Source organism: Flavobacterium akiainvivens (assembly GCF_001278115.1).
In the GTDB taxonomy this organism is placed as follows: domain Bacteria; phylum Bacteroidota; class Bacteroidia; order Flavobacteriales; family Flavobacteriaceae; genus Flavobacterium; species Flavobacterium akiainvivens.
Genome location: NZ_LIYD01000005.1, coordinates 205,258 through 226,835 on the forward strand (window position 1 = coordinate 205,258; position 21,578 = coordinate 226,835).

The 21,578-nt window shown below is 40.2% G+C and carries 16 protein-coding genes, 1 tRNA gene and 1 pseudogene; 16 read left to right on the forward strand and 2 right to left on the reverse strand.

Annotation, left to right across the window (positions count from 1 at the left end):
- The first annotated feature begins 37 nt into the window (after positions 1–37).
- The 12 genes from AM279_RS00980 to AM279_RS01035 all read left to right on the forward strand — a co-directional run bounded on the left by AM279_RS00980 (position 38) and on the right by AM279_RS01035 (position 10,995).
- Positions 38–598: an AraC family transcriptional regulator gene (locus AM279_RS00980; protein WP_054405814.1), complete on the forward strand. Its 561-nt coding sequence runs from the start codon at positions 38–40 to the stop codon at positions 596–598.
- Between the two features lie 239 nt (positions 599–837).
- Entirely contained in the window at positions 838–1,605 is a 768-nt protein-coding gene (locus AM279_RS00985; RefSeq protein WP_054405815.1) for a heavy-metal-associated domain-containing protein, read from the forward strand.
- Between the two features lie 118 nt (positions 1,606–1,723).
- Positions 1,724–1,927: a hypothetical protein gene (locus tag AM279_RS00990; RefSeq protein WP_054405816.1), complete on the forward strand. Its 204-nt coding sequence runs from the start codon at positions 1,724–1,726 to the stop codon at positions 1,925–1,927.
- Positions 1,924–2,475: a hypothetical protein gene (locus AM279_RS00995; RefSeq protein ID WP_054405817.1), complete on the forward strand. Its 552-nt coding sequence runs from the start codon at positions 1,924–1,926 to the stop codon at positions 2,473–2,475. Before AM279_RS00990 ends, AM279_RS00995 begins: the two co-directional genes overlap by 4 nt.
- Positions 2,476–2,553: 78 nt before the next feature.
- A complete protein-coding gene (gene tpx / locus AM279_RS01000) occupies positions 2,554–3,054 on the forward strand; it encodes a thiol peroxidase (protein WP_054405818.1) in 501 nt (166 codons plus the stop codon).
- A 265-nt stretch (positions 3,055–3,319) separates the two neighbouring features.
- The gene (gene tpx / locus AM279_RS01005; protein ID WP_054405819.1) at positions 3,320–3,817 is read left to right on the forward strand and encodes a thiol peroxidase; all 498 of its coding nucleotides are present in this window, start codon (positions 3,320–3,322) and stop codon (positions 3,815–3,817) included.
- 194 nt (positions 3,818–4,011) lie between these two features.
- Positions 4,012–4,386 carry a diacylglycerol kinase gene (locus AM279_RS01010; RefSeq protein WP_054405820.1) on the forward strand — a complete coding sequence of 125 codons (375 nt, stop codon included), beginning with the start codon at positions 4,012–4,014 and terminating at the stop codon, positions 4,384–4,386.
- Positions 4,387–4,416: 30 nt separating this feature from the next.
- A complete protein-coding gene (locus AM279_RS01015) occupies positions 4,417–6,969 on the forward strand; it encodes a DNA translocase FtsK (RefSeq protein WP_054405821.1) in 2,553 nt (850 codons plus the stop codon).
- On the forward strand, positions 6,950–7,621 hold the full coding sequence (locus AM279_RS01020) for a LolA family protein (protein WP_054405822.1): 672 nt from the start codon (positions 6,950–6,952) through the stop codon (positions 7,619–7,621). The genes AM279_RS01015 and AM279_RS01020 overlap by 20 nt, the downstream gene beginning before the upstream one ends.
- A gap of 5 nt (positions 7,622–7,626) precedes the next feature.
- Positions 7,627–9,627, forward strand: a complete 2,001-nt coding sequence (locus AM279_RS01025; protein ID WP_074961627.1) for an LptF/LptG family permease — start codon at positions 7,627–7,629, stop codon at positions 9,625–9,627.
- Positions 9,624–10,760 (forward strand): 3,4-dihydroxy-2-butanone-4-phosphate synthase, encoded by a 1,137-nt coding sequence (gene ribB, locus AM279_RS01030; RefSeq protein WP_054405823.1) that lies wholly within the window; start codon positions 9,624–9,626, stop codon positions 10,758–10,760. The genes AM279_RS01025 and ribB overlap by 4 nt, the downstream gene beginning before the upstream one ends.
- Before the next feature lie 150 nt (positions 10,761–10,910).
- A tRNA-Ser gene (locus AM279_RS01035) sits at positions 10,911–10,995 on the forward strand.
- Between the two features lie 358 nt (positions 10,996–11,353).
- On the opposite strand, the gene AM279_RS21075 is transcribed toward AM279_RS01035, so the two are convergent.
- The gene (locus AM279_RS21075) at positions 11,354–12,229 is read right to left on the reverse strand and encodes a T9SS type A sorting domain-containing protein (RefSeq protein ID WP_449403933.1); all 876 of its coding nucleotides are present in this window, start codon (positions 12,227–12,229) and stop codon (positions 11,354–11,356) included.
- A gap of 26 nt (positions 12,230–12,255) precedes the next feature.
- Positions 12,256–14,128: pseudogene (locus AM279_RS21035) on the reverse strand (RCC1 domain-containing protein); the annotation flags it as partial.
- Between the two features lie 129 nt (positions 14,129–14,257).
- Here AM279_RS21035 and AM279_RS01045 point away from each other — a divergent pair.
- The 4 genes from AM279_RS01045 (at position 14,258) to AM279_RS01060 (ending at position 21,064) form a co-directional block, all read left to right on the forward strand.
- On the forward strand, positions 14,258–14,899 hold the full coding sequence (locus AM279_RS01045; RefSeq protein WP_054405825.1) for a response regulator: 642 nt from the start codon (positions 14,258–14,260) through the stop codon (positions 14,897–14,899).
- Between the two features lie 129 nt (positions 14,900–15,028).
- Complete coding sequence (locus AM279_RS01050) at positions 15,029–17,155, forward strand: hypothetical protein (RefSeq protein ID WP_054405826.1); 2,127 nt, start codon at positions 15,029–15,031, stop codon at positions 17,153–17,155.
- Positions 17,152–20,577, forward strand: coding sequence for a hypothetical protein (locus AM279_RS01055; RefSeq protein ID WP_054405827.1), 3,426 nt, complete (start codon positions 17,152–17,154; stop codon positions 20,575–20,577). Before AM279_RS01050 ends, AM279_RS01055 begins: the two co-directional genes overlap by 4 nt.
- 1 nt (position 20,578) lies before the next feature.
- Positions 20,579–21,064 (forward strand): hypothetical protein, encoded by a 486-nt coding sequence (locus AM279_RS01060; protein ID WP_054405828.1) that lies wholly within the window; start codon positions 20,579–20,581, stop codon positions 21,062–21,064.
- Positions 21,065–21,578 lie beyond the last annotated feature (514 nt).

Sequence of the window (21,578 nt, forward strand, 5' to 3'; positions counted from 1 at the left end):
ACCTTTGTGCCATGAACCCTTCTAACACTAATTAGGTATGCGCCTCTATATCAGGAATATGGTGTGCAACCGCTGCATTATGGCGGTTGAAAATGTGCTTAAGTCGCTGGATATTAAGTATCTGTCTGTTACCCTTGGCGAGGTAGAGGTGGGGGAGGAACCCGCTGCTGAAACGCTTTCCCAATTAGATGATAAACTTCAAGCTATTGGTTTTGAGATAATTGAAGACAAGAAGAGCCAATTGATAGAGCGCATTAAAACTGAGATTGTATACCTGGTGCATCACTCCGGCGAGGTGCTTAATACTAATCTATCTGTTTGGTTATCAGGTAAATTGCATTATGATTACACCTATTTAAGCAACCTCTTCAGCGAGGTTGAGGGCACTACAATAGAGAAATACTACATTGCCCAGCGCATAGAAAAGGTAAAGGAACTCCTTGTGTATGATGAATTTACGCTGTTGCAAATAGCTGATATGCTGGGCTATAGCAGTGCGGCTTACCTCTCTGGCCAGTTTAAAAAGGTTACCGGTTTTACCCCGTCTCACTACAAGGATATTAAAGAGAACAAACGCCGCAGCTTAGACCAACTGTAAATGTTATAGCAATCACCAAAAATTGCATAAGCCATTTCTCACTTTTCAGGGCTAAATTTGCCTTAATATTTCACTTTTGGAGTTTGAGATTCAAAATGCAAAAATGTTGGATTTTTACAAGTGCCATGTCGTAAATTTACAAGTATGGTTTTCGTGACTTACGACCTTTGGCTTTCGACTTTCGACTTTCGACTTCAATTTTGGCCTTTGACCTTTAATTTAACTTTCGACTTAAAAAAATGACACATACCTATAACATCACAAACATGACCTGCGAAGGTTGTGTGGCAAAAGTAAGCCACCTGCTAAAGCAGCTGCCGGAAGTTACCGGCGTAACCGTTAACCTGGCACAAGGCACTGCCGATGTAACCATGAGTAGCCACATTTCCACCCCAAAACTTCAGGAGGCACTTAAAGACTACCCCAAGTACCAGCTTAGCGAGAAGGCAGGTCACCACCATATGGCAGCTGCCCCGGCACCGGGAACCGATGTTTTTGGCAACCCGGTAGCCGAACCCGCCAAAAGCTGGGTGCAAATCTACAGGCCTATATTACTTATAGCAGGCTATATTACAGTTGCCTCTACTATTGCGGCTACAGCAGCAGGTGCTTTTAACGGCATGGCGTTTATGAGGGTATTTATGGCGGGGTTCTTCCTTACGTTCTCGTTCTTCAAGATGCTCGACCTTAGGGGCTTTGCCGAAAGCTATGCCATGTATGACATTGTAGCCAAAAAAATACCCGCCTGGGGCTATATCTATGCTTTCCTTGAGCTGGGCCTGGGCCTTGCCTTTGCAACCAACTGGCAGCCGGTGTTTACCAACGCCTTTACCGCGGTGCTCATGTCGGTCAGCCTTGTAGGGGTGCTGCAAAGCGTGCTTAGTAAAAAGACCATCCGTTGTGCATGCCTGGGTGCGGTGTTTAACCTGCCCATGAGCACCGTTACCATTATTGAAGACGGTTTAATGATATTGATGAGCGTAGCCATGCTGGCTATGTACCTGTAATTTAGATTGCCTACTATAAAGAATGGCACGTGGTAATTACTGTGTGCCGTTTTTTTGTTCTGTTCCGGTTCAATATTTGTCATGTCAAAGTTTGACAAATAATCGTTATCTTTGCAGTATGAGTACTTTAAGACCATCTAACAGAAATCCTAAGACCAACAGCCAGCCTACCAAGGGCGACAGGTTGCATTGGCAGCCTTTGCAGGAAGCAAGGCAAACATCGGTTTCGGTTAAAGATGGCGCTAATAAAGGTAAACTTGTTGATGCTTCTGAACTTTCTCACAGAACAAAAAACAGCCAGTCAAATACTTTAGTGCCTTGACATTTGATTATCAAGGCTATCCGTTAGAGTTTTTACAAAAGCAACCCTGTAAAGATAAAAGTGCGCATCTTTTTACCCTTCTCTACAAATTCTATTCTCCTGTAACCCATTATCATTATATATTAAGGGCTGAATATCATGAGTTTGATGTATTTGCCATTAAATTTTATTGTGTAAAAGACAAGCATAGCGAATACAAGTATTCTAAAATTGTCAATAAAGGCGATATTGGTAATATACTTATTACGTGTGCTTTGGCTGTGCCAATGCTGCTGATAGATTATCCTACTGCCTCATTTGCATTTGCAGGGGCACGCTCGATTGACTTTAAATCAAGAAAAGTAGAAAATTACCAAAAGAACCAGCGTTTTAGAATATACAGTAATATTGTGGCTAAAAAATTTGGTAATAAAACATTTGCACATTATGAATATGAAGATATTAGCGCGTATTTGCTTGTAAATAAGTCAGCTGCCAATATTGATGAAAAAGAGCGCGAAATTGTAGCCATGTTTGCTGCAAACTACGATAATTTGCCTGATGTGTAATTTTTGGTGGCACCAATATTATCATTGTCCTCCCGCCATAATTCCCTACCTTTGCAGCCTAACAAAAACCAAGCACAAATGGCTACAGTAACCCTTGGGGGCAACCCAATAAACACCATAGGCAACCTGCCTCAAAACGGCGCTGCCGCACCTGATTTTACCCTTGTAAAGGCCGATCTTTCAACCGCATCATTATCTGATTTTAAAGGTACCAGGCTGGTACTTAATATATTCCCAAGCGTAGACACCGGTACATGCGCTGCATCAGTACGCAAGTTTAACCAGGAGGCTTCAAACCTTGAAAACACAAAAGTGCTGTGCATAAGCCGAGACCTGCCGTTTGCACAGGCGCGTTTTTGCGGTGCCGAGGGGCTAAGCAATGTAGTGTCACTATCTGATTTTCAGGAAGGCAGCTTTGGCAAGGCCTATGGCGTTACTTTTGCCGAAGGCCCGCTAAAAGGCCTGCTGTCGCGTTCTGTAGTGGTGGTTAACGAAAACGGCGAGGTAGTGTATACCGAGCAGGTTGCCGAAACCAAAGACGAACCTAACTACGAAGCGGCTCTTAACAGCCTTTCGTAAAGTAGATTTTATGGATTATTGGATTTTTCGATAATTGGATTTTTCGACGTTACGGATATTGAATAGTCCAACGATTGAATAATCGAATCATCGAATAATCGAATCATCGAACAGTCGAATCATCGAACAGTCGAATCATCGAATCATCGAACAATCGAACAATCGAAGTATCGAATAATCGAACCATCGAACAGTCGAATTATCGAAAAATCCAATAATCTAACAATCCATTTTACTACATTTGCTCAACTAAAAAACTACCGCAATGGCAGATATAACCCTTTTTGGCGACCCGGTAAAAACCTGGGGCGAACTTCCTGAAGTAGGCACACAGGCGCCTGGTTTCAGCCTTATTACTAACAATCTTGAGGTTACTACCCTTGACGATTTTAAGGGTACAAAGCTTATTATAAACATTTTCCCAAGTATCGATACGCAAACCTGCGCACTTTCGGTAAGGAGGTTTAATGAGAAAGCATCGGGGCTTGAAAACACAAAAATTTTGTGTGTAAGCCGCGACCTGCCGTTTGCACAGGACCGTTTTTGTGCTGCCGAAGGCCTTGAAAATGTTATTACCCTGTCTGACTACCGTAACGACAACTTTGGCGAAAACTATGGCGTAATGATAGACGGCGGCAAGCTTAGCGGCCTGCACTCGCGCGCTATTGTGGTTATAGACGAAAACGGCGTTGTTAAGTATACAGAGCAGGTTCCTGAGCTTAAAGATGAGCCTAACTATGATGCCGCTCTAAATGCTCTTTAGTAATTTCTGAATATTAGTATATTTGTATTTTAGAATTTTCGACGTCTTGTTTAGTTGTATAGAATGTGATATTATATGTAGGATAAGTAATCTCTAAAATTCCAGCATACCAAAAATTCTGATACTCCAATTGAGCATTCTCGGAAATACCAAAATACTAAAATACTGAAATACGGTTTTCAGTAGTATAAACAATGAAAGACAACAAATTTGTCAGGGGGCGCATAAAAAGCGTAAGTTATTCGTTTATTGGGGCATACCGCCTTGTAACGTCTGAACACAGCATAATCGTACAATTTTTTATAGGCCTGGCAGTTACGGCTGCCGGGTTTTACTTTGATATATCGGCTACAGAGTGGATGCTGCAAACCCTTGCCATAGGCATGGTCATGGCCATAGAGGGGGCAAACACCGCTGTAGAAAAAATATGCGATTTTATACACCCTGACTTTAACCCTAAAATAGGCTTTATAAAAGACATTGCCAGCGGTGCAGTGTTTTTTGCAGCCGTAGCAGCCATAGTTATCGGGGCAATAATTTATTACCCTAAAGTGGCAATGCTTTTTTAATATTTGATATTTTTACAGAAAGTAGCATAAATGGCAAAAGCAAAGAAACCGGCCGCAAAGGCTGAGGCAACCACCACCCCTAAGAAAAAATGGAAACTATCCCGCCAGCATAAGGTGCTTGTGGGCATACTGTTCTTTTTGTTTTCTGTGGCGCTGCTGCTGTCGTTCATATCATACTTTATGTACTGGCAGCAAGACCAGAGCACGCTGCGCAACCTTAGCGACAGGAGCCTTAATATGCAAAACTGGCTGGGCAGCTTTGGCGCGTGGCTGGGCCATGTGTTCTTGTTCCAGGGCTTTGGTGTGGCATCATTCATACTCATTCGCTTTTTCTTTTTAATCGGTGCCCACCTGGTGCTTGATTTGCCTGTGGGCAAGCTTAAAAAAACACTTTTCTGGGATTTATACCTGGTGCTTATTGTTAGCGTTTTGTGCGGGTTCTTTAACCAGTACCTGCCAGAGCTTGGCGGGGTAATGGGCTATGAGCTTAACGATTATATGCAGCATTATGTGGGCATGACCGGCACATTGCTAATACTTGTGTTTGCCGTGTTTATATTCCTGCTGCTAAGGGTTAAGATGTCGCCCGATGCACTTAAGAGCCTGTTTGAGCGCAGGGAAAAAGAAGAGGAGGAAGAGGAAGAAAACCCGTCGGCTTCAGAGCTGGCACACGCAGCCGCTACAGCCGCGCCGTTTTCGGTTACTGATGAGGCACAGGCAGCACCTGTTACTACACCACCTGCACCCCAAAATTATGCTGTAGAAGATGATTTTGAGGATGATTATATTGATGAAGAGGAAGAAGAGGCCCTCTCTAAAATAGAGATGAAGCCTGTAAATACTGCGCCGGTGCCACCCGTGCCGCCGGTATCTAAGTTTGAGGTTAATAAAGATGTGAAGCCTACTATAGAGAATGCTTCGGCCATTAACCTAAACGTAAACAAGCCTGCGCCAAAAGAGCCGGAACATGAAATTATTGAAACCGGCGATGAAAACTTCGTTATCGAAAAAATTGCCGATGAAGATGTGGTGGAAGAAAACCTGGCCGCACGCCTGGTAAAGGATTTCGGCGAGTTCGACCCAACACTCGAGCTGAGCAATTACCAGTTTCCGCCCATTGATTTACTTAAAGACTATTCAAGCGGTGGCATTACTATAAACCAGCACGAGCTGGAGGAAAACAAAAACCGCATTGTAGATACCCTGCGCAATTATAAAATTGATATTGCGCAAATTAAGGCTACCGTGGGGCCTACGGTTACATTGTATGAAATTGTGCCAGAAGCCGGTATCCGTATATCAAAAATCAAGAGCCTTGAAGATGATATTGCCCTGTCGCTTGCGGCACTGGGTATCCGTATCATTGCGCCCATCCCTGGCAAGGGAACTATAGGTATAGAGGTGCCTAACAATACGCCTACCATGGTTTCCATGAAAAGCGTTATTGCATCGCCTAAATTCCAGACGGCCGAAATGGAGCTGCCTATTGCCCTTGGCAAAACCATTAGCAACGAAACCTTTGTGGCCGACCTTGCCAAAATGCCGCACATGCTTATGGCGGGTGCTACGGGCCAGGGTAAGTCGGTGGGGTTAAACGCGGTGCTAACATCGCTGCTGTATAAAAAACACCCTGCCGAGGTAAAGTTTGTATTGGTCGACCCTAAAAAGGTAGAGCTTACGCTGTTTAACAAAATAGAGCGCCACTACCTGGCCAAGCTGCCCGATGGCGAAGACGCTATTATTACCGATAATACAAAGGTTATCAATACGCTAAACTCACTGTGTATTGAAATGGATAATCGTTACACGCTGCTTAAAGACGCCATGGTGCGTAACATTAAGGAGTATAACGAAAAATTCCGCCAGCGCAGGCTAAACCCTGAAAACGGCCACCGTTTCCTTCCGTATATTGTATTGGTAGTCGATGAGTTTGCCGACCTTATCATGACGGCAGGCAAGGAGGTAGAAACCCCCATTGCGCGCCTTGCACAGCTGGCACGTGCTATTGGTATTCACCTGATTATTGCTACACAAAGGCCGTCGGTAAACGTTATTACGGGTATTATTAAAGCCAACTTCCCGGCAAGGATAGCCTTTAGGGTAACCTCTAAAATTGACTCACGTACTATCCTTGACAGCCAGGGTGCCGATCAGCTTATTGGCCGTGGCGACTTACTGTACACGCAGGGCAACGACCTGGTACGGGTGCAGTGTGCCTTTGTAGATACCCCCGAAGTAGAAAAAATAACCGAATTTATAGGTAACCAAAAGGCATATCCTGAGGCTTATTTGCTTCCGGAGTATGTGGGTGAAGAAAGTGGCACTAATCTTGATATAGACATTGGCGAAAGAGATTCGATGTTCAGGGAAGCCGCAGAGGTGATTGTAACGGCCCAGCAGGGTAGTGCATCGTTACTGCAGCGCAAGCTTAAGTTGGGTTACAACCGTGCAGGCAGGCTTATAGACCAGCTGGAAGCCGCAGGTATTGTTGGCCCGTTTGAAGGAAGCAAGGCACGCAGTGTGCTTATTACTGACCTCGCATCGCTGGAACAATTTTTTAGAAATGAAGAAAACAGCTATTAGTATGCACCGCGCCATCAGGTTTTTTGTATTGTTTGTACTGCTATCAGGCTTTTCTGTGCAGGCACAGAATGCCGATAAGGCAAAAAAACTGCTGGATGATGTGAGCGCTAAAATTAAAAGTTATAAAAACGTAACCATAGATTTTAAGTATTCGCTTAGCAATTCAAAAAAGAACCTTAACCAGGAAAGCAAGGGCAATGTGGCCTTAGAGGGCAACAAATACCTGCTTAACTTTATGGGGGTTACGCGCCTTTGCGACGGCAAAAAGGTGTACAACATAGTGCCCGAAGACGAGGAGATTACCATAAGCAATTACGACCCTAATGATGAGGAGGGCCTTACGCCCGACCGTATTTTTACGTTTTTTAAAACCGGCTACAAATATTCGTGGGATATAACCCAAACCGTTAGCGGCCGCAAAATACAGTATGTAAAGCTTATACCTACCGATACTAAAAGTGGTGTAAAAGATATACTTATAGGTATTGATTACCAAACCAAGCACATTTACAACCTTATACAGGTAGACAAAGACGGTACCAAGGCTACCTTTACTATTAATTCTTTTAAAACAAACCAGCCTTTGTCAAAAAATCATTTTACCTTTAACGAGAGTAAGTACCCCAACTATTACATTAACCGATTAGACTAAGCCCGGTGAAGATTTTAGACCGCTACATCCTTACATCGTTTATAAAAACGTTCCTTTCAGCATTTACCATCCTGTTCTTTATATTTGTGCTTCAGGCTATCTGGCTGTTTATTGCAGAGCTTGCCGGTAAAGACCTGGGTATACTTACCATTATAAAATTCCTTGCGTTTTATGCGCCCAAAATAGTGCCGTTGGTATTGCCGCTGTCTATCCTGCTGGCCTCTATCATGACGTTTGGCGCCTTTGCCGAAAACTATGAGTTTGCCGCCATGAAATCGTCGGGCATATCGCTGCGCCGTGCCATGCACAGCCTTACAGTGTTTATAGTGCTGCTTAGTATTGTATCTTACTTTTTTGCCAATAACGTTATCCCGCAGGCAGAATATAAATTCCTTAACCTGCGCAACAACATTATCCACAAGCAACCCGCCCTTGCCATTGTAGAGGGGCAGTTTAACCCCGTGGGCGAGTTTAACATAAGGGTAGAAAAGAAATCAGGTAATGATGGCGAACACCTTACCAATGTAACCATACACAAGCGCAGGCCGGGTTCTGTAAACGTTACGGTAATTAAGTCTAAAACAGGGCTTTTAAAAAGCGTTGAAAAAGAAAATATGCTCCAGCTGGAGCTTTTTGACGGTTATTACTATGAGGAAATAACCACCAAAAAAATAGAAGACCGCAGTAAAGAGCCGTTTGCCAAAAGCAGCTTTACGCGCCAGGTTATGAATATTGACCTCTCGCAGCTTAATACCGATAACCTTGACGATGAGCAGATTTCGCAAACCAACAACATGCTTACTGCCGGCGAGCTCAATTATGTTATTGATTCCCTTCAGAAAAATTATAATGACGAGGTTAAAAGCGTAGCCGAAAACCTGGCCAACCGCCCGGGTAGCGTTATGGCGCCCATTCGCCCTGCAAAAACCGATACAATTGTTGTAAAAAAGAACAATAATGTACCGGCTAACCTTATAGATGTTATTGAAAAAGCCGACAGGGCCCGCGTGTTCGACCTGGCTGCAAACAACATAAGCTCGGTAGATTACCTTGTGTCGTCTAACGAGCAAAAACTATTGGATAAGATAAAGAACATTAACAAGCACGTTATTGCACTGCACGAAAAATATGTAATTGCTTACGCCTGCTTGCTTATGTTTTTTATAGGTGCGCCACTTGGGGCCATTATCCGTAAAGGAGGCCTTGGATTGCCCATAGTGTTTGCGGTGCTTATATTTATTGTATATCACTTTGTAAACACCTTTGGAAAAAAGCTGGCACAGGAAAACGGTATCTCACCATTCCTTGGCAGCTGGATGTCGTCTTTCGTGCTCACACCGCTGGCGGTGCTGTTTAGCTACCGGGCTACTAATGATTTGGGTGTATCTATAAACTTCGACTGGCTTATTACACCGCTTACCAAGCTGTTTACCACCAGCAAGCCTGCACCGCCGCCTGTTATTAACCTGGCTACCGTGCATACCGAAAAGGGTAACGACTGGGACGAACTCAACGCCATGGAAGATGATGAACTTATTGCCCTGGTGCGCAATAGTAAACAGCGTAGCTTTACCTACAAATACCGCATTAAGCTGCTAAAGATACTTGATGGCAGGGGCATAACCCAGGAACAGCTTAAAGACTCCGGCAACCTGTATAACGAAGATTATGACAGGCTGCTTATCTATTCAGAAAAATACAACCTTTCGGCTAACCTGGCGCTTATTGCCTATGCTATACTTATAGCAGGAGTGGGCATATGGCTGGGCATGCCCGGTTTTATAAAAAACAAAACGCTGGCTATAATGGGGCTTGTGTCTGTGGCTATATTTTACTTTAGCCTTTTTAGGGCTGTGCAGCAGGTTAACCGCGTTTCAAGAATTGTATATAACCATAAAAAAGTAAACCTTATCTTTGCACTTTTATTAGGCTTGCCTTTTTATATTATATTTTATTTTATCAATAAGCGTGCTGTAAAGCAGGCTTTTAGCCAATACAACTCATGATTACTGCATCAAAAATACAGTTAAATACTATTGAAGAAGCCATTGAAGACATCCGTAACGGAAAAGTTGTAATAGTGGTAGATGACGAAGACCGTGAAAACGAGGGCGACTTTATTGCCGCCGCCGAAATGGTTACGCCCGAAATGATAAACTTTATGGCCACCCAGGGCCGCGGGCTTATTTGTGCGCCCCTTACAGAGCAGCGCTGCGATGAGCTGGAACTGCACCCTATGGTAACCAACAACACCGTGCTGCACCAAACGGCCTTTACCGTATCGGTAGACCTTATAGGGCATGGCTGTACAACCGGTATTTCGGTTCACGACAGGGCCAAGACCATAAAAGCCCTTGTAGATAAAGATACCAAGCCGCACGAGCTGGGCCGCCCAGGGCATATTTTCCCGCTAAGGGCCAAGCAGGGTGGTGTACTGCGCCGCACAGGCCATACAGAGGCAGCTATAGACCTTGCGCGCCTTGCAGGGCTTCAGCCGGCCGGTATTTTGGTAGAAATACTAAACGAAGACGGCTCTATGGCACGCCTGCCCGAACTGGCTGTTGTGGCTAAAAAACTCGACCTTAAACTTATTTCTATAGAGGCGCTGGTGGCATACCGTATGCAGCACGACAGCCTTATTAAAAAACGCGAAGACTTTGAGGTGCAAACCCGTTATGGCAACTTCAGGCTGCGCGCTTATGAACAAACCACCAATAAGCAGGTACACATAGCCCTTACAAAAGGCAGCTGGAACAACGGCGAACCTGTGCTAACGCGCATAAATTCTACCCAGATTAATAACGACCTCTTAGGAACCCTTACCAGCGATGCCGATGGCAAGCTGGAGCGTATGTTTGCTAAAATTAACCAGGAGGGCAGGGGAGCCATTCTATTCATTAACCAGGAAGTAGAGCCGGGCGAGCTGCTGGCACGCGTTACAGAGCTTAAAACCCTGCAGGCTAAAGGCGAAATTAAAGCGCCACAGCCTAAAATGGATGTGAAAGATTTTGGTATAGGTGCACAAATTTTGCACGACCTTGATATTTGCAAGATACGCCTGCTAACAAACAGCGAACAGGCAAAAAGGGTGGGCATGATAGGTTATGGCCTTGAAATAACAGAATACACCGGTTTTTAATAGATTTTTTTTGGAGGTAACTTCCGTGTAATTAAAAGGTTAAAAAATATACCTGAAAATACCCGGGAAATACTTAAAAAACTTTTTGGAATTACCGAAAACAGTACTATATTTGCACTCGCAATCAGGAAATGAATTGCGAGTCTTACTGGAGAAATGGCAGAGTGGTCGAATGCGGCGGTCTTGAAAACCGTTGACTGTAACAGGTCCGGGGGTTCGAATCCCTCTTTCTCCGCTGGTTTAGAAACCCTCAGTGTTTACTGGGGGTTTCGTCATTTAAAACCGGTGCTTAAAACTCCTGAACCTATTTTTTTAAAGTTTTTTCCTGTAAAAACTATTCCTTATTTCAGTTTTAAAAAGGTTTTTCCCCTTTTTTATAGATAGTTATATCAAAATACACATATTGTATCAAAGCAGAGTTACCCTGTTGGTTGCCCTTGAAATATTTGCTTTTTTGAGAGGCTTAGGGTAATTAAAACTTCATGTTATAACAGCAAGATACGGTTCCTCTCGTTACAGAATGACAGGAACCGTGTTGTATAAAACAATAACATTAAAATAAGTAAGTGCTTGCCGTTCTGAAAATAAGCGTATTATTTCTTTAAAACAAGTTGTTTTTCATAAATACCCTTATCGGTAGAAATTATTACAATATAAGTGCCATCACTAAGTGCAGGTAAATTAATTGTCCGTGCATTTTCGGTTACAGCATATACCGTTTTTCCGTTCAGGTCGTATAAACGCACCGTTTTTACTGTTATGTCTCCCGTAGTAGAAATAAAAAGTTTTTCGGCGGCAGGTTGTGGGTATAGGGTTAATTCCGGACGGATAAATATTTCCGACCCCATTGAAGAATCTATAACCGTAACTGTTGCTGTTGCCTGTGCCGTATTTCCGGCTATATCTGTAATTGTAAGTGTTATGGTGTAGCTTCCTGCCTGTGTAAAGGTATCCTGGCTAAGAGCTAACGTAAAATCACTGCAATTGTCTGTAGAGCCGTTATCAATCTCATCTGCTGTAATAGTAACTGAAGGGTTTCCATCAAGGTCAACAGTAATATGTTGTGCAAAGGCTTGTGGTACCGTAGTGTCATCTATAACTACATTTTGTGTTTGGGTTGAAGTATTTCCATTACTGTCATTATACGTCCATGTAATGGTTGTAGTGCCCTGTGTTGTGATAGGGAAGGTGGCTGTTGTTGTACCGGTTATTGTACCGGCACAGGCGTCAAAGGCTGTAGGAGCAGTAACAGAACCGGCAGTAAACTGGCATTGTGCTGTTACATTAGGTAGCGTAGCGATGGTTGGTACAGGGGCTGTAGTATCGTCTATAACAGGGGCTGTAGTATCGTCTATAATTACATTCTGTGTTTGGGTTGAAGTATTACCGTTACCGTCATTATACGTCCATGTAATGGTTGTAGTGCCTTGTGTAGTGATAGGGAAGGTGGCTGTAGTTGTACCGGTTATTGTACCCGCACAGGCGTCAAGGGCTNCTGTTACATTAGGTAGCGTAGCGATGGTTGGTACAGGGGCTGTAGTATCGTCTATAACAGGGGCTGTAGTATCGTCTATAATTACATTCTGTGTTTGGGTTGAAGTATTACCGTTACCGTCATTATACGTCCATGTAATGGTTGTAGTGCCTTGTGTAGTGATAGGGAAGGTGGCTGTAGTTGTACCGGTTATTGTACCCGCACAGGCGTCAAGGGCTGTAGGAGCAGTAACAGAACCGGCAGTAAGCTGGCACTGTGCAGTTACATTAGGTAGCGTAGCGATGGTTGGTACAGGGGCTGTAGTATCGTCTATAATTACATTCTGTGTTTGGGTTGAGGTATTACCGTTACCGTCATTATACGTCCATGTAATGGTTGTAGTGCTTTGTGTAGTGATAGGGAAGGTGGCTGTAGTTGTACCGGTTATTGTACCCGCACAGGCGTCAAGGGCTGTGGGTGCAGTAACAGAACCGGCAGTAAGCTGGCATTCTGTTGTTATATCTGGCAATGTAGCAATTGTTGGTACAGGAGCTGTAGTGTCGTCTATAATTATATTTTGAGTTACTATAACAGTATTTACCGTGTTTTGAAATTTCCAGCTAATAGGTGTAGTGCCCTGGGCTGTTATCGGAAATGTTCCGGAAACCAATGCGGCTGTTATGGTATTTTCGCAGTTGTCAACAACAGTTGGAACTGTAACATCTGATAAGGCTACGCTACATTGTGCAGTAACAGGTGCTAACGGGCTTACGGTTATGGTGCACAAAGGTTCGTTACAAATAGAACCGGTTTGTGTGGGTACTATTTTATCTACAGTTGTATTATCTCCAAGCTGTCCAAAATTATTATGCCCCCAAGCCCAAAGCGTTCCATTGCCTTTTAATCCCAAACTATGCTCAAAGCCTGGTAATACTTTAATCCAGTCCGTATCGGTACCAATCTGAACAGGTGTGCTTTGGCCGAAACTTACAACGCCGTTCCCAATTTTTCCATAATTATTCCTTCCCCATGCCCATAATGTACCATTGGTTTTTATAGCCATGGTATGGGTGGTAATCGTTACATTTTGCCAATCGGTATCAGTACCAATTTGTACAGGTGCCTGTTTGCTTACAAAAGTACCATCTCCTACCATTCCATAATCATTGTAGCCCCAGGTCCACAACGTCCCGTTAGACTTAATTGCCGCACCGCTGCTATATCCCGCACATACCTGTATCCAATTGTTGTCAGTACCAATCTGCGTGGGATACCATTGCTCCCCTAGGCTTCCAAGTCCAAGTGATCCGGCAGAGTCTGACCCCCAAGACCATAATGTTCCGTCCGATTTTAATGCCAATATGTGTTGCGATCCATGAGAGGTAAATACCCAGTCGTTATCAGTACCCACCTGTGCGGGCACATTACTATTTACGTCAGTACCGTTACCCAATTGCCCATAGTCGTTGTAGCCCCACATCCATAAAGTGCCGTCTGATTTAATAGCTGAAGTAAAAGCGAGGCCTGTAGCAACATGCACCCAGTCGGTATCTGTACCTATCATATGAGGATAATTAGTGGTAAGGGTGCCGGTTTGCCCAAGTGAGTTTGACCCCCATGCCCATAATGTACCATCATTTTTAATTGCTGTTGAATAATAAGTACCGGCTGAGATTTTCCACCAGTCGTTATCAGTTCCTATCTGCACAGGCGTAGGCTGATCAGTGTTTGAATTATTGCCTACCTGTCCATTGTTGTTCTGACCCCATGCCCATAATGTGCCATCGCTTTTAATAGCAAGGTTGTGCATGCCTTTAGTTGCAATAGCGCTATAACATTGTGCATGTATTTGATAACATAACAATAATATGGGAAGAAAAATAATTTTTCGCATAAGAATGAGGATTTTAAAGTGCCAAATGTATGAAAAACAAATAAATAGTTTTATGTCGAAAGATTTTTTTCAATCATAGAATTTGAATTAAAAAAAGAATTATTTTTAGTTTAAATAATTTCTCCTCGCATGAATATTCTTATTGTTGAAGACCATCCCATGGTCGCCGGCCTCTATAAAGGCGTTTTGGCTGATTTTTTTAAACTAAATAATCCTGTTATTTATATTGCAGCTGACGCTACTAAGGCCCATGAGCTTACTGACGGTAACATTTGTTTTTCTCTGGCACTTATTGATTATAATATTCCGCCTTTTTTACAGGGTAATGTAAAATCAGGAAGCGATATTACTTTACGAATCAGGGAATACAACAGGCCGTGTAAAGTAATTATGATAACTGCTCATTCTGAACCATTGCTAATCTATGATATTCTTCACAAAGTATATCCTGACGGACTTATAATTAAAAGTGATTTGACATCAGATAACCTCTGCACAATTGTTGAAGATGTATTGATGGGAGATCACTATCTAAGTGATACTGTAAAAAAATGTAACGACAGGATTTGGAAAGAAAATTTAATGCTTGACCAGGAAAATAGAAAAATTGTATTTTACATGCTTAAGGGATATAAAATAAAAGACCTGAGCACGGTAATCAATCTATCTTCCAGTACAATTCAGAAACGGATCATACAAATGAAAAAACTTTTAGGCGTTAGTGAAGAAGGAAACCTGATAAAAGAATTTGTAAGCAGGGGGTTGGTGTAAAATTACTCTATTTAACAAGAATGGCAGAAAAACTGCCATTCTTGTTAAATGACTAAAATCTAACTATTTGGTCGCAATAAAAGTGAAAATTGTTTTGTTATTTTATCAAAAGCAAAACCTCACACATCTATGGATACATCAAATCCTGTTTCGCATTTTTTTACGATACCAAGTCAAATAACTCAATCTGCTGGGCAAGCTTTCGGGCCGGCTTCTGCAACAAGCTATCGTATTAGTGCCGCTTTTAACGCTACGGCAAGTGCAAAAGCCTTTGCAATTTGCAAAGGCATAGTAATGATACAGTCAAATGCTTCATCGGCATCAAAGGTAAATCTTATTCTTAAGCCTTATACGCAACCCATTTCGGGTGTAAATATTAAATATTTTATTTACCGGGGACTTCGCAAGAGTGATTTTTTTGATAGTTCGGGAATAGTATTAACTTCAGGTTCAGACTTTATAACAAAAATTCGCGATGACTTCAATAGTTTTCATGCTGATGATCCTGTAAATCCTAATCCACCTTTTTTAGCAAAGTATATTGGTTTTGATCCGCAAAACCAACCTGATACGCTTTTAATCGATGATTTCTTTTTCAAAGAATCACAATATGTTGAAAGCGGTGGTGAGTTTGTAGAAGACGAAGACGCTTTTGGTGCTTTTGAACTCCCGCTTATTACTATGGGGGCATCATTAGGATACTTTAGTGCAGGGGAATGCGCTGTTGATGTAGTATTAGATTATGGAGATTACAGGCCTTTGGGAGAATTAGGCGAATTCAACTTTAACCTGTATTATGCACGCGCTAATAAGGTCAGCATCGTATTACCGGGAAACGATGTTTACGAAGACAAAGTGATAAAAGAACAAATATTCCAGTTTTTAGATATAGCAGCCTATTTTGGTTCACATACAGACAATGGCACTGTAATTATTGATAATAATGGCACTAAAGAAAATAAAACAGGCACAGCTATTTATAGTGCTGTACTAACTAATTTTAATACAAAAAATCAATTATATCTTTATATACAAAGTGACCGGACACGGTCTTATAATTTTTATGGAACTTACAACATAGCGGAAACTGACAATTCTCTGAAATATGGTACAGTAGTAAATTCATTGACAGATAGAATTTATGCTACGCAAGGATGGCCTGTAATTATTGAATCTCCTTCAACATCGTCGATATTTTTACAATTCTTGACTGACAATAATGTTAACACCGTATTGTACGGACAAAAAGCTACTATTTTAAATGGCGCTAAAAATAATTTTAGCAATGCGCAAGATCTAATACTACCAGCTGATGAAGCAGGTAATTTAAGCAGCTTTACTAAGATTTTAGAATTATCTAACCCTAATTCATCTTTTAACGCACCGGTAATAAGTACATTTAATATAATTATTTATCAGGGAATGGTTTACAAATATCTAGCGGGAGAGACCCTGGACGAAAACAATAATTTAACACCCATTTATTTTACACCTATTTTTTTGGATGACATTTTCGATTTAGGTACAACTTCTAATTTTGTTACCGAAGAAAATCAGGGCGTATATAAAATTAGTTTTTATAAAATTAAAGTTTTAAATAATTTTTTTGAGGGAAAACAATTGGGTTCATATGCTTTACAAAATGTATTTGTACGAGATTTTATAAGTTCACCTAATCTGACGAAAATTGAACGTGTTATTTATATTACTGAAACGATTGAAACATTAAACAGCGCGGGGAGTTTTTTGTCAGAACAAAGTTCGTTAACATATACATCTTCCAGTTCCAGTCTAAATTTGTCAACGTCAGATACTTATTCAATACCACCACCTTTTTTCATTTCTACACTTAGATTTGAAGATGAAGGCAGGCAAATTCAGGGTTTAATATTAAATCAGTATGACGGAGCTATTCCTAGTAAAGTTGCGATAGGTATTACGCGCAGTGAGAACTTATTACTTGTCGATTTGATTAATGATGGCCAGTTTACCAACAAAAAGATTATTATGGTGGATATTTTTGACACTGCAAATACGGTAATTAAATCTTCAGAAGGGATTAAATATCAGAAATATAAATTGGCGGTAGCTGTTGAAAATAGTTCAGGAAATTTACAACTCCTATACCCTTCTACCAATGTGTTCGTGTTTTCAATAGATAGAAAATTCTACTTCTCTGATGGATTCAGCGAGTATGTACCGGATTCAGAAAATTTAAAAGATGACATCGTAATCAATATCGAATTAGCAATATGATCGCAATCATTTATTCAGGAACAGCAATTAAGTTAACCAACGACTTTGGAAGTGTAATCTTTGATATTGAAGGTTTTCTCATAGAATTCTCCTATACAGTAAATCAAATCACGAAATATTATTCTTATACAAAAGTATCGGATTTCAAAAAAATTCACCAAGATCAATACGGACGTACGCTCACCTCTGGATTTTATGATAGACAAGAATTTATAAAATACTATTCCGGAGGGGAGAATTCCCCATCGATATCCGAAATGATATACACTCATAAGTTTGACATCGAAAAATTTAGGAGCGTGTCCGATGATTCAGTTAACGTAAATATGGTTAATTTTAGTGTTCCATATAATTTTTTCTACGACAGGGTAGAATATTCGTTTGCGATTAGTGCTACAAAAAACTATTCTACTTTAATAGTTGCTAGTAGGGGAACTTCTTACTGGAAGATTATTATACCGCAGGATGTAGTACCTGAAATTACTCCGGCAGCGACAGATCAGACTAATACTCCAGGGCAATATTTTTATATCAAAAACCTTGGAGAATTTATAAATCAACTCCAGATAGATGACATAGGAAAACGTATTCTAAAAAAAGCTGGTTGCCTCATTGTATTTAGGATAAGGTACATTATGAGAGACATTTTGCCAATTTTATTAGCTAATGCCGATTTCACAATGGCTGATGTCGATGCTTTGGCAAACAACACAGACGCAAACTTGATCATTGATCCTGATAATGCTTTAAAAGAAATCATTTTTTTGATTAAAAAGTCATGGGGCTACTATTATTTACCTGGGTCAACCTTACCACATAGAATGGAGATTGAACCTATCTTTGATGAGTTTTCAACTTTTGAAGATTATGAGGACTATTATAACAGCTTGATCGCTTTCTACGATAAATGTCTCCAACATGCTCATGAATTGCAAACATGGTATACTCAACAAAAATACTACTATTTGCTGGAAGTTATGTCTGTGAGTGGTCTAGGTATTTTACCTCTAGTAATTAAAAAACAGCTAATTGATTATTTTATTGATAAAGATAAAACGCCAGAGAATGAAGAACAAATGATTGCAAAATTGATTGCCTCTATACCAAATACTGAAGCTGATGAGGTACTAGACTGGCTGCTTGAATGTAAAAATGCAAAAAACACAAGGTTTGAAATTGTTTTTAACAGGTTGGATGATGCAAGGATAGAAAGATATCCCATAATCAATTGGATTGTTGATGAGAAGACGAATAGAATGACATTTGTATATTCCGTCTATAGATTATGGCAACATTCCAAATATAGTTTCTATTCAACAGATGGAACTCTTAAGTCTGAATCTTTCTTCAAAAGTAATCTCGATTTCTATCTTAAAGACGATGGTACATTTAAAAATCCTATTGTATTTGAATATAGTGCCAGGTGTGATGAACTAGAAGAAAGAGCGATTGGCGATAATTGGATTGATTTTGAGGCTAAAGCAAATTTGTTCAATGAATTTGTCGTTATAAAGAAAATCTATCATGAGTATGTCAGAAATAATGTAGGAGAAGATTTTGAAAAGCCACAAAACAAATATTATAGTGATGGAGACAGTGAAATTGTACCGACTGAACTTTTTGATGAGTATAGAGAATGGATTGAGATGAACATACATCTTTATCAGTCAGTCGTTATCTATGGACATATAGGAGATGACCGCATAGCTCTACCTAATCAAATTGCTATTCCTTCATTCTTGTTTTATTATTCTGAGGACTTTACGCGATTGATAAAAATAGATGCAGCATTAGCGGTTATAGCTGGTCTTGCAATTGAAGTAGTTTCATTTTTTACATTGGGAGGGCTTACACAACTTAAGCATTTGCAATATCTTAAAGAAATTACATTAATTAATAGAGCTTTTTTAGCGCCAGGTGTTGCAGGAGCGTTAGCAGCCACAACACCTGTCATTACGTGGACGACAATTAATTTAGTCTCCCAAGCGATTACAATAACAGCTGGCGTCTTTTATAATTTAGGTCAATATAACGCATTAGCATTGCCTACAGAAGCAGAGAGAAAGGCTCAACAAGATATAAATATGGTATTTATATACATACTGTTAGGTGGCGCTGGGGCATCACTAATTTCTGGCTACAGAGCGACGTCGTTAGCAAGAGCGGTTCTGGAGAATACTCCGGGTCTAATATCTGTGCCGATAAGCATAAAGAACTTATTTGAATCATTGACCGGAGCAGAACTTACCGCTGTTTCCAATTTTGCTACAAAATTGCAGAACTTAGATGAGGCAGCCGATGTAATACACCTGCGATATACAACAGAATACACCTATGAAGTTCAGGTTGCTTTCTACAGAGATTTTAGTAGATATACTAACGAGAATTTGCAATTTTGGAATTCGTTGAACAAAGTTGAATCGCTAAACAACTGGAAGATACTTTGGCTACGGAATCTACCAGACAGGACGTTGACAGAGTTTTTCACAAGTAGCAACATGACTAATAATCTAATTAGATACTATGATATATCATTTTCTGAAGAAGTTTTGAAAAATGCGGTTAGAGAGGGAAGGGTACAATTTATAAAATATTTTGGCGATGAAAGTGGTATTTTATTTGAAAAACTTACGAATAGTGGGCGTACTTTTATTCAAGACTTTCTTGGTGTTGATAGCGCAAAAAGATTGATTATTAGTAATAATAGGTATTTTTGGCTGATAGATGATTTATCCATAAATACGATAGGTGAACTTCAAAATGATTTGAATAAAGCAGCGGCAACCGTAAGGCAGCGGGGACATGTACAGTGGTTTGTCAATCCTGCTCAAAAAGCCAACGCAGAACGCTTTCTCCGTTTAGGCCAAAATTGGTCTAATGGCCAATTAGTGGAAATTCCTGCCAAAGAATATCTTAGAAATTTTATTGGCTCCGCAGATGATGTTTACCTGAGTGTAGACTTTAGGTTTATTCAATCTGATGGAAAAGTACTTTCTTCAATATTTCAGGAAATAGACGGCCTGATTATTAATGGGTCAACAAATAAAATTGAAACATTAATAAGTATGAAATTAGATTTTGATGCACATCGAATTGGTCGTGATTTTAATAAATTGAATAATTATTTTAAAGGTATGCCAGATAACGGAGAAGATTTAAGAATATTTTTAGCTAGTAAACCTGCGTTCTTACGAGCATTAACCCAACCAACAATTGATCAAATAGTAACAGCACAGATTAAATATACTAGTTTAAGGACGGGAATAGAGATCTTGGACGAATCTCCCTCAGCTTTTAGAACAAAAATAAAGGAAATATATAACATTAATATAGATGGATTGAAAATTGATCCTCCAGTCCTAAATACAACACGCGAGAGTTTATTGGAGAGTTCTTATCAATCATTAAAATTAAAATTTTAATATGGCGAGGATAATTTTATTAGAATTAGGTGATGAAGAAATCTACTTCGATTTCGGTACATATGGAATAATGATGTTTTATGCCAAACAGATTAATTCGCAAAAAGGTAAGAAGTTATTTGACTCACTATTGAGCGAGTATAGCTATAGAGTGATGTATGACTTACCTTTAGGAAATATTACTTATCATAATTATTTGGCCCATTTTGTTGTATCTGAAATACAGGAAGTCATTAATTTTTTGAATGATGATGTCATCATATCTCTAAATAATGAAAATTTGAACTTGTTAGATCAATACGGGGGTGTACATAGCTTTATAGATATGTATTATCTGGACGCAGGCTATTTAGAAAATCTTGGACTAACTAGCGATGAACACTTTAATGGATCAATTAGTTTTCTTATTCAGCAATTTGAAAATTTAATTAGCTTTTATGAGTACGCTCTTCTATCGAATGAAACTTATACATCGAGGATTGATTAAAAAATAATCGTCGGCAGAATTCAAAAAATAATAAGATGCCTCAAAACAATATACAAATAACAAAGAGATACTATCCCAGACTTTCAGAGGTAATAACTTTGGAAGATTTGCCAGAATTTTTGTCTTTTGCGCAGGAAGGTCTTGCTGCAATATTTGATAAAATATATTACAAAAATTTTAAGTATTCTAAAAGCTTCAGAGGAGATAATTCATTTTATAGTATAGATATTGTTTCAGCAAAGCAAATATCCTTGATTCTCCCCGGTAATGTTGCTCTCGTTCTTAATCCTGATGCAAGCGAGACTAATATCTCTTCGTTTCCTGTCGCGGTAGAACTTAGATGGGATGTTTTATCTTATATCAATTCGTTTAGCTTAAATAGTTTCTCTTTTCTACCCACTGATTTTTTTGATTTAGGGTTGCAAATTTTCAAAATTACTGGAGAACAAGCGGTAAGTTACTGTGTTAGTTTTTTTGTTAATCCAACCACTTCAGAAGTTAACAGGGTGGAACA

Bases quoted from the DNA above. Each gene is read 5' to 3' on its own strand.
- AM279_RS00980 (WP_054405814.1), top strand. From the start codon at position 38: ATGCGCCTCTATATCAGGAATATGGTGTGCAACCGCTGCATTATGGCG.
- AM279_RS00985 (WP_054405815.1), top strand. From the start codon at position 838: ATGACACATACCTATAACATCACAAACATGACCTGCGAAGGTTGTGTG.
- AM279_RS00990 (WP_054405816.1), top strand. From the start codon at position 1,724: ATGAGTACTTTAAGACCATCTAACAGAAATCCTAAGACCAACAGCCAG.
- tpx (WP_054405818.1), top strand. From the start codon at position 2,554: ATGGCTACAGTAACCCTTGGGGGCAACCCAATAAACACCATAGGCAAC.
- tpx (WP_054405819.1), top strand. From the start codon at position 3,320: ATGGCAGATATAACCCTTTTTGGCGACCCGGTAAAAACCTGGGGCGAA.
- AM279_RS01010 (WP_054405820.1), top strand. From the start codon at position 4,012: ATGAAAGACAACAAATTTGTCAGGGGGCGCATAAAAAGCGTAAGTTAT.
- AM279_RS01015 (WP_054405821.1), top strand. From the start codon at position 4,417: ATGGCAAAAGCAAAGAAACCGGCCGCAAAGGCTGAGGCAACCACCACC.
- AM279_RS01020 (WP_054405822.1), top strand. From the start codon at position 6,950: ATGAAGAAAACAGCTATTAGTATGCACCGCGCCATCAGGTTTTTTGTA.
- ribB (WP_054405823.1), top strand. From the start codon at position 9,624: ATGATTACTGCATCAAAAATACAGTTAAATACTATTGAAGAAGCCATT.
- AM279_RS01045 (WP_054405825.1), top strand. From the start codon at position 14,258: ATGAATATTCTTATTGTTGAAGACCATCCCATGGTCGCCGGCCTCTAT.
- AM279_RS01050 (WP_054405826.1), top strand. From the start codon at position 15,029: ATGGATACATCAAATCCTGTTTCGCATTTTTTTACGATACCAAGTCAA.
- AM279_RS01055 (WP_054405827.1), top strand. From the start codon at position 17,152: ATGATCGCAATCATTTATTCAGGAACAGCAATTAAGTTAACCAACGAC.
- AM279_RS01060 (WP_054405828.1), top strand. From the start codon at position 20,579: ATGGCGAGGATAATTTTATTAGAATTAGGTGATGAAGAAATCTACTTC.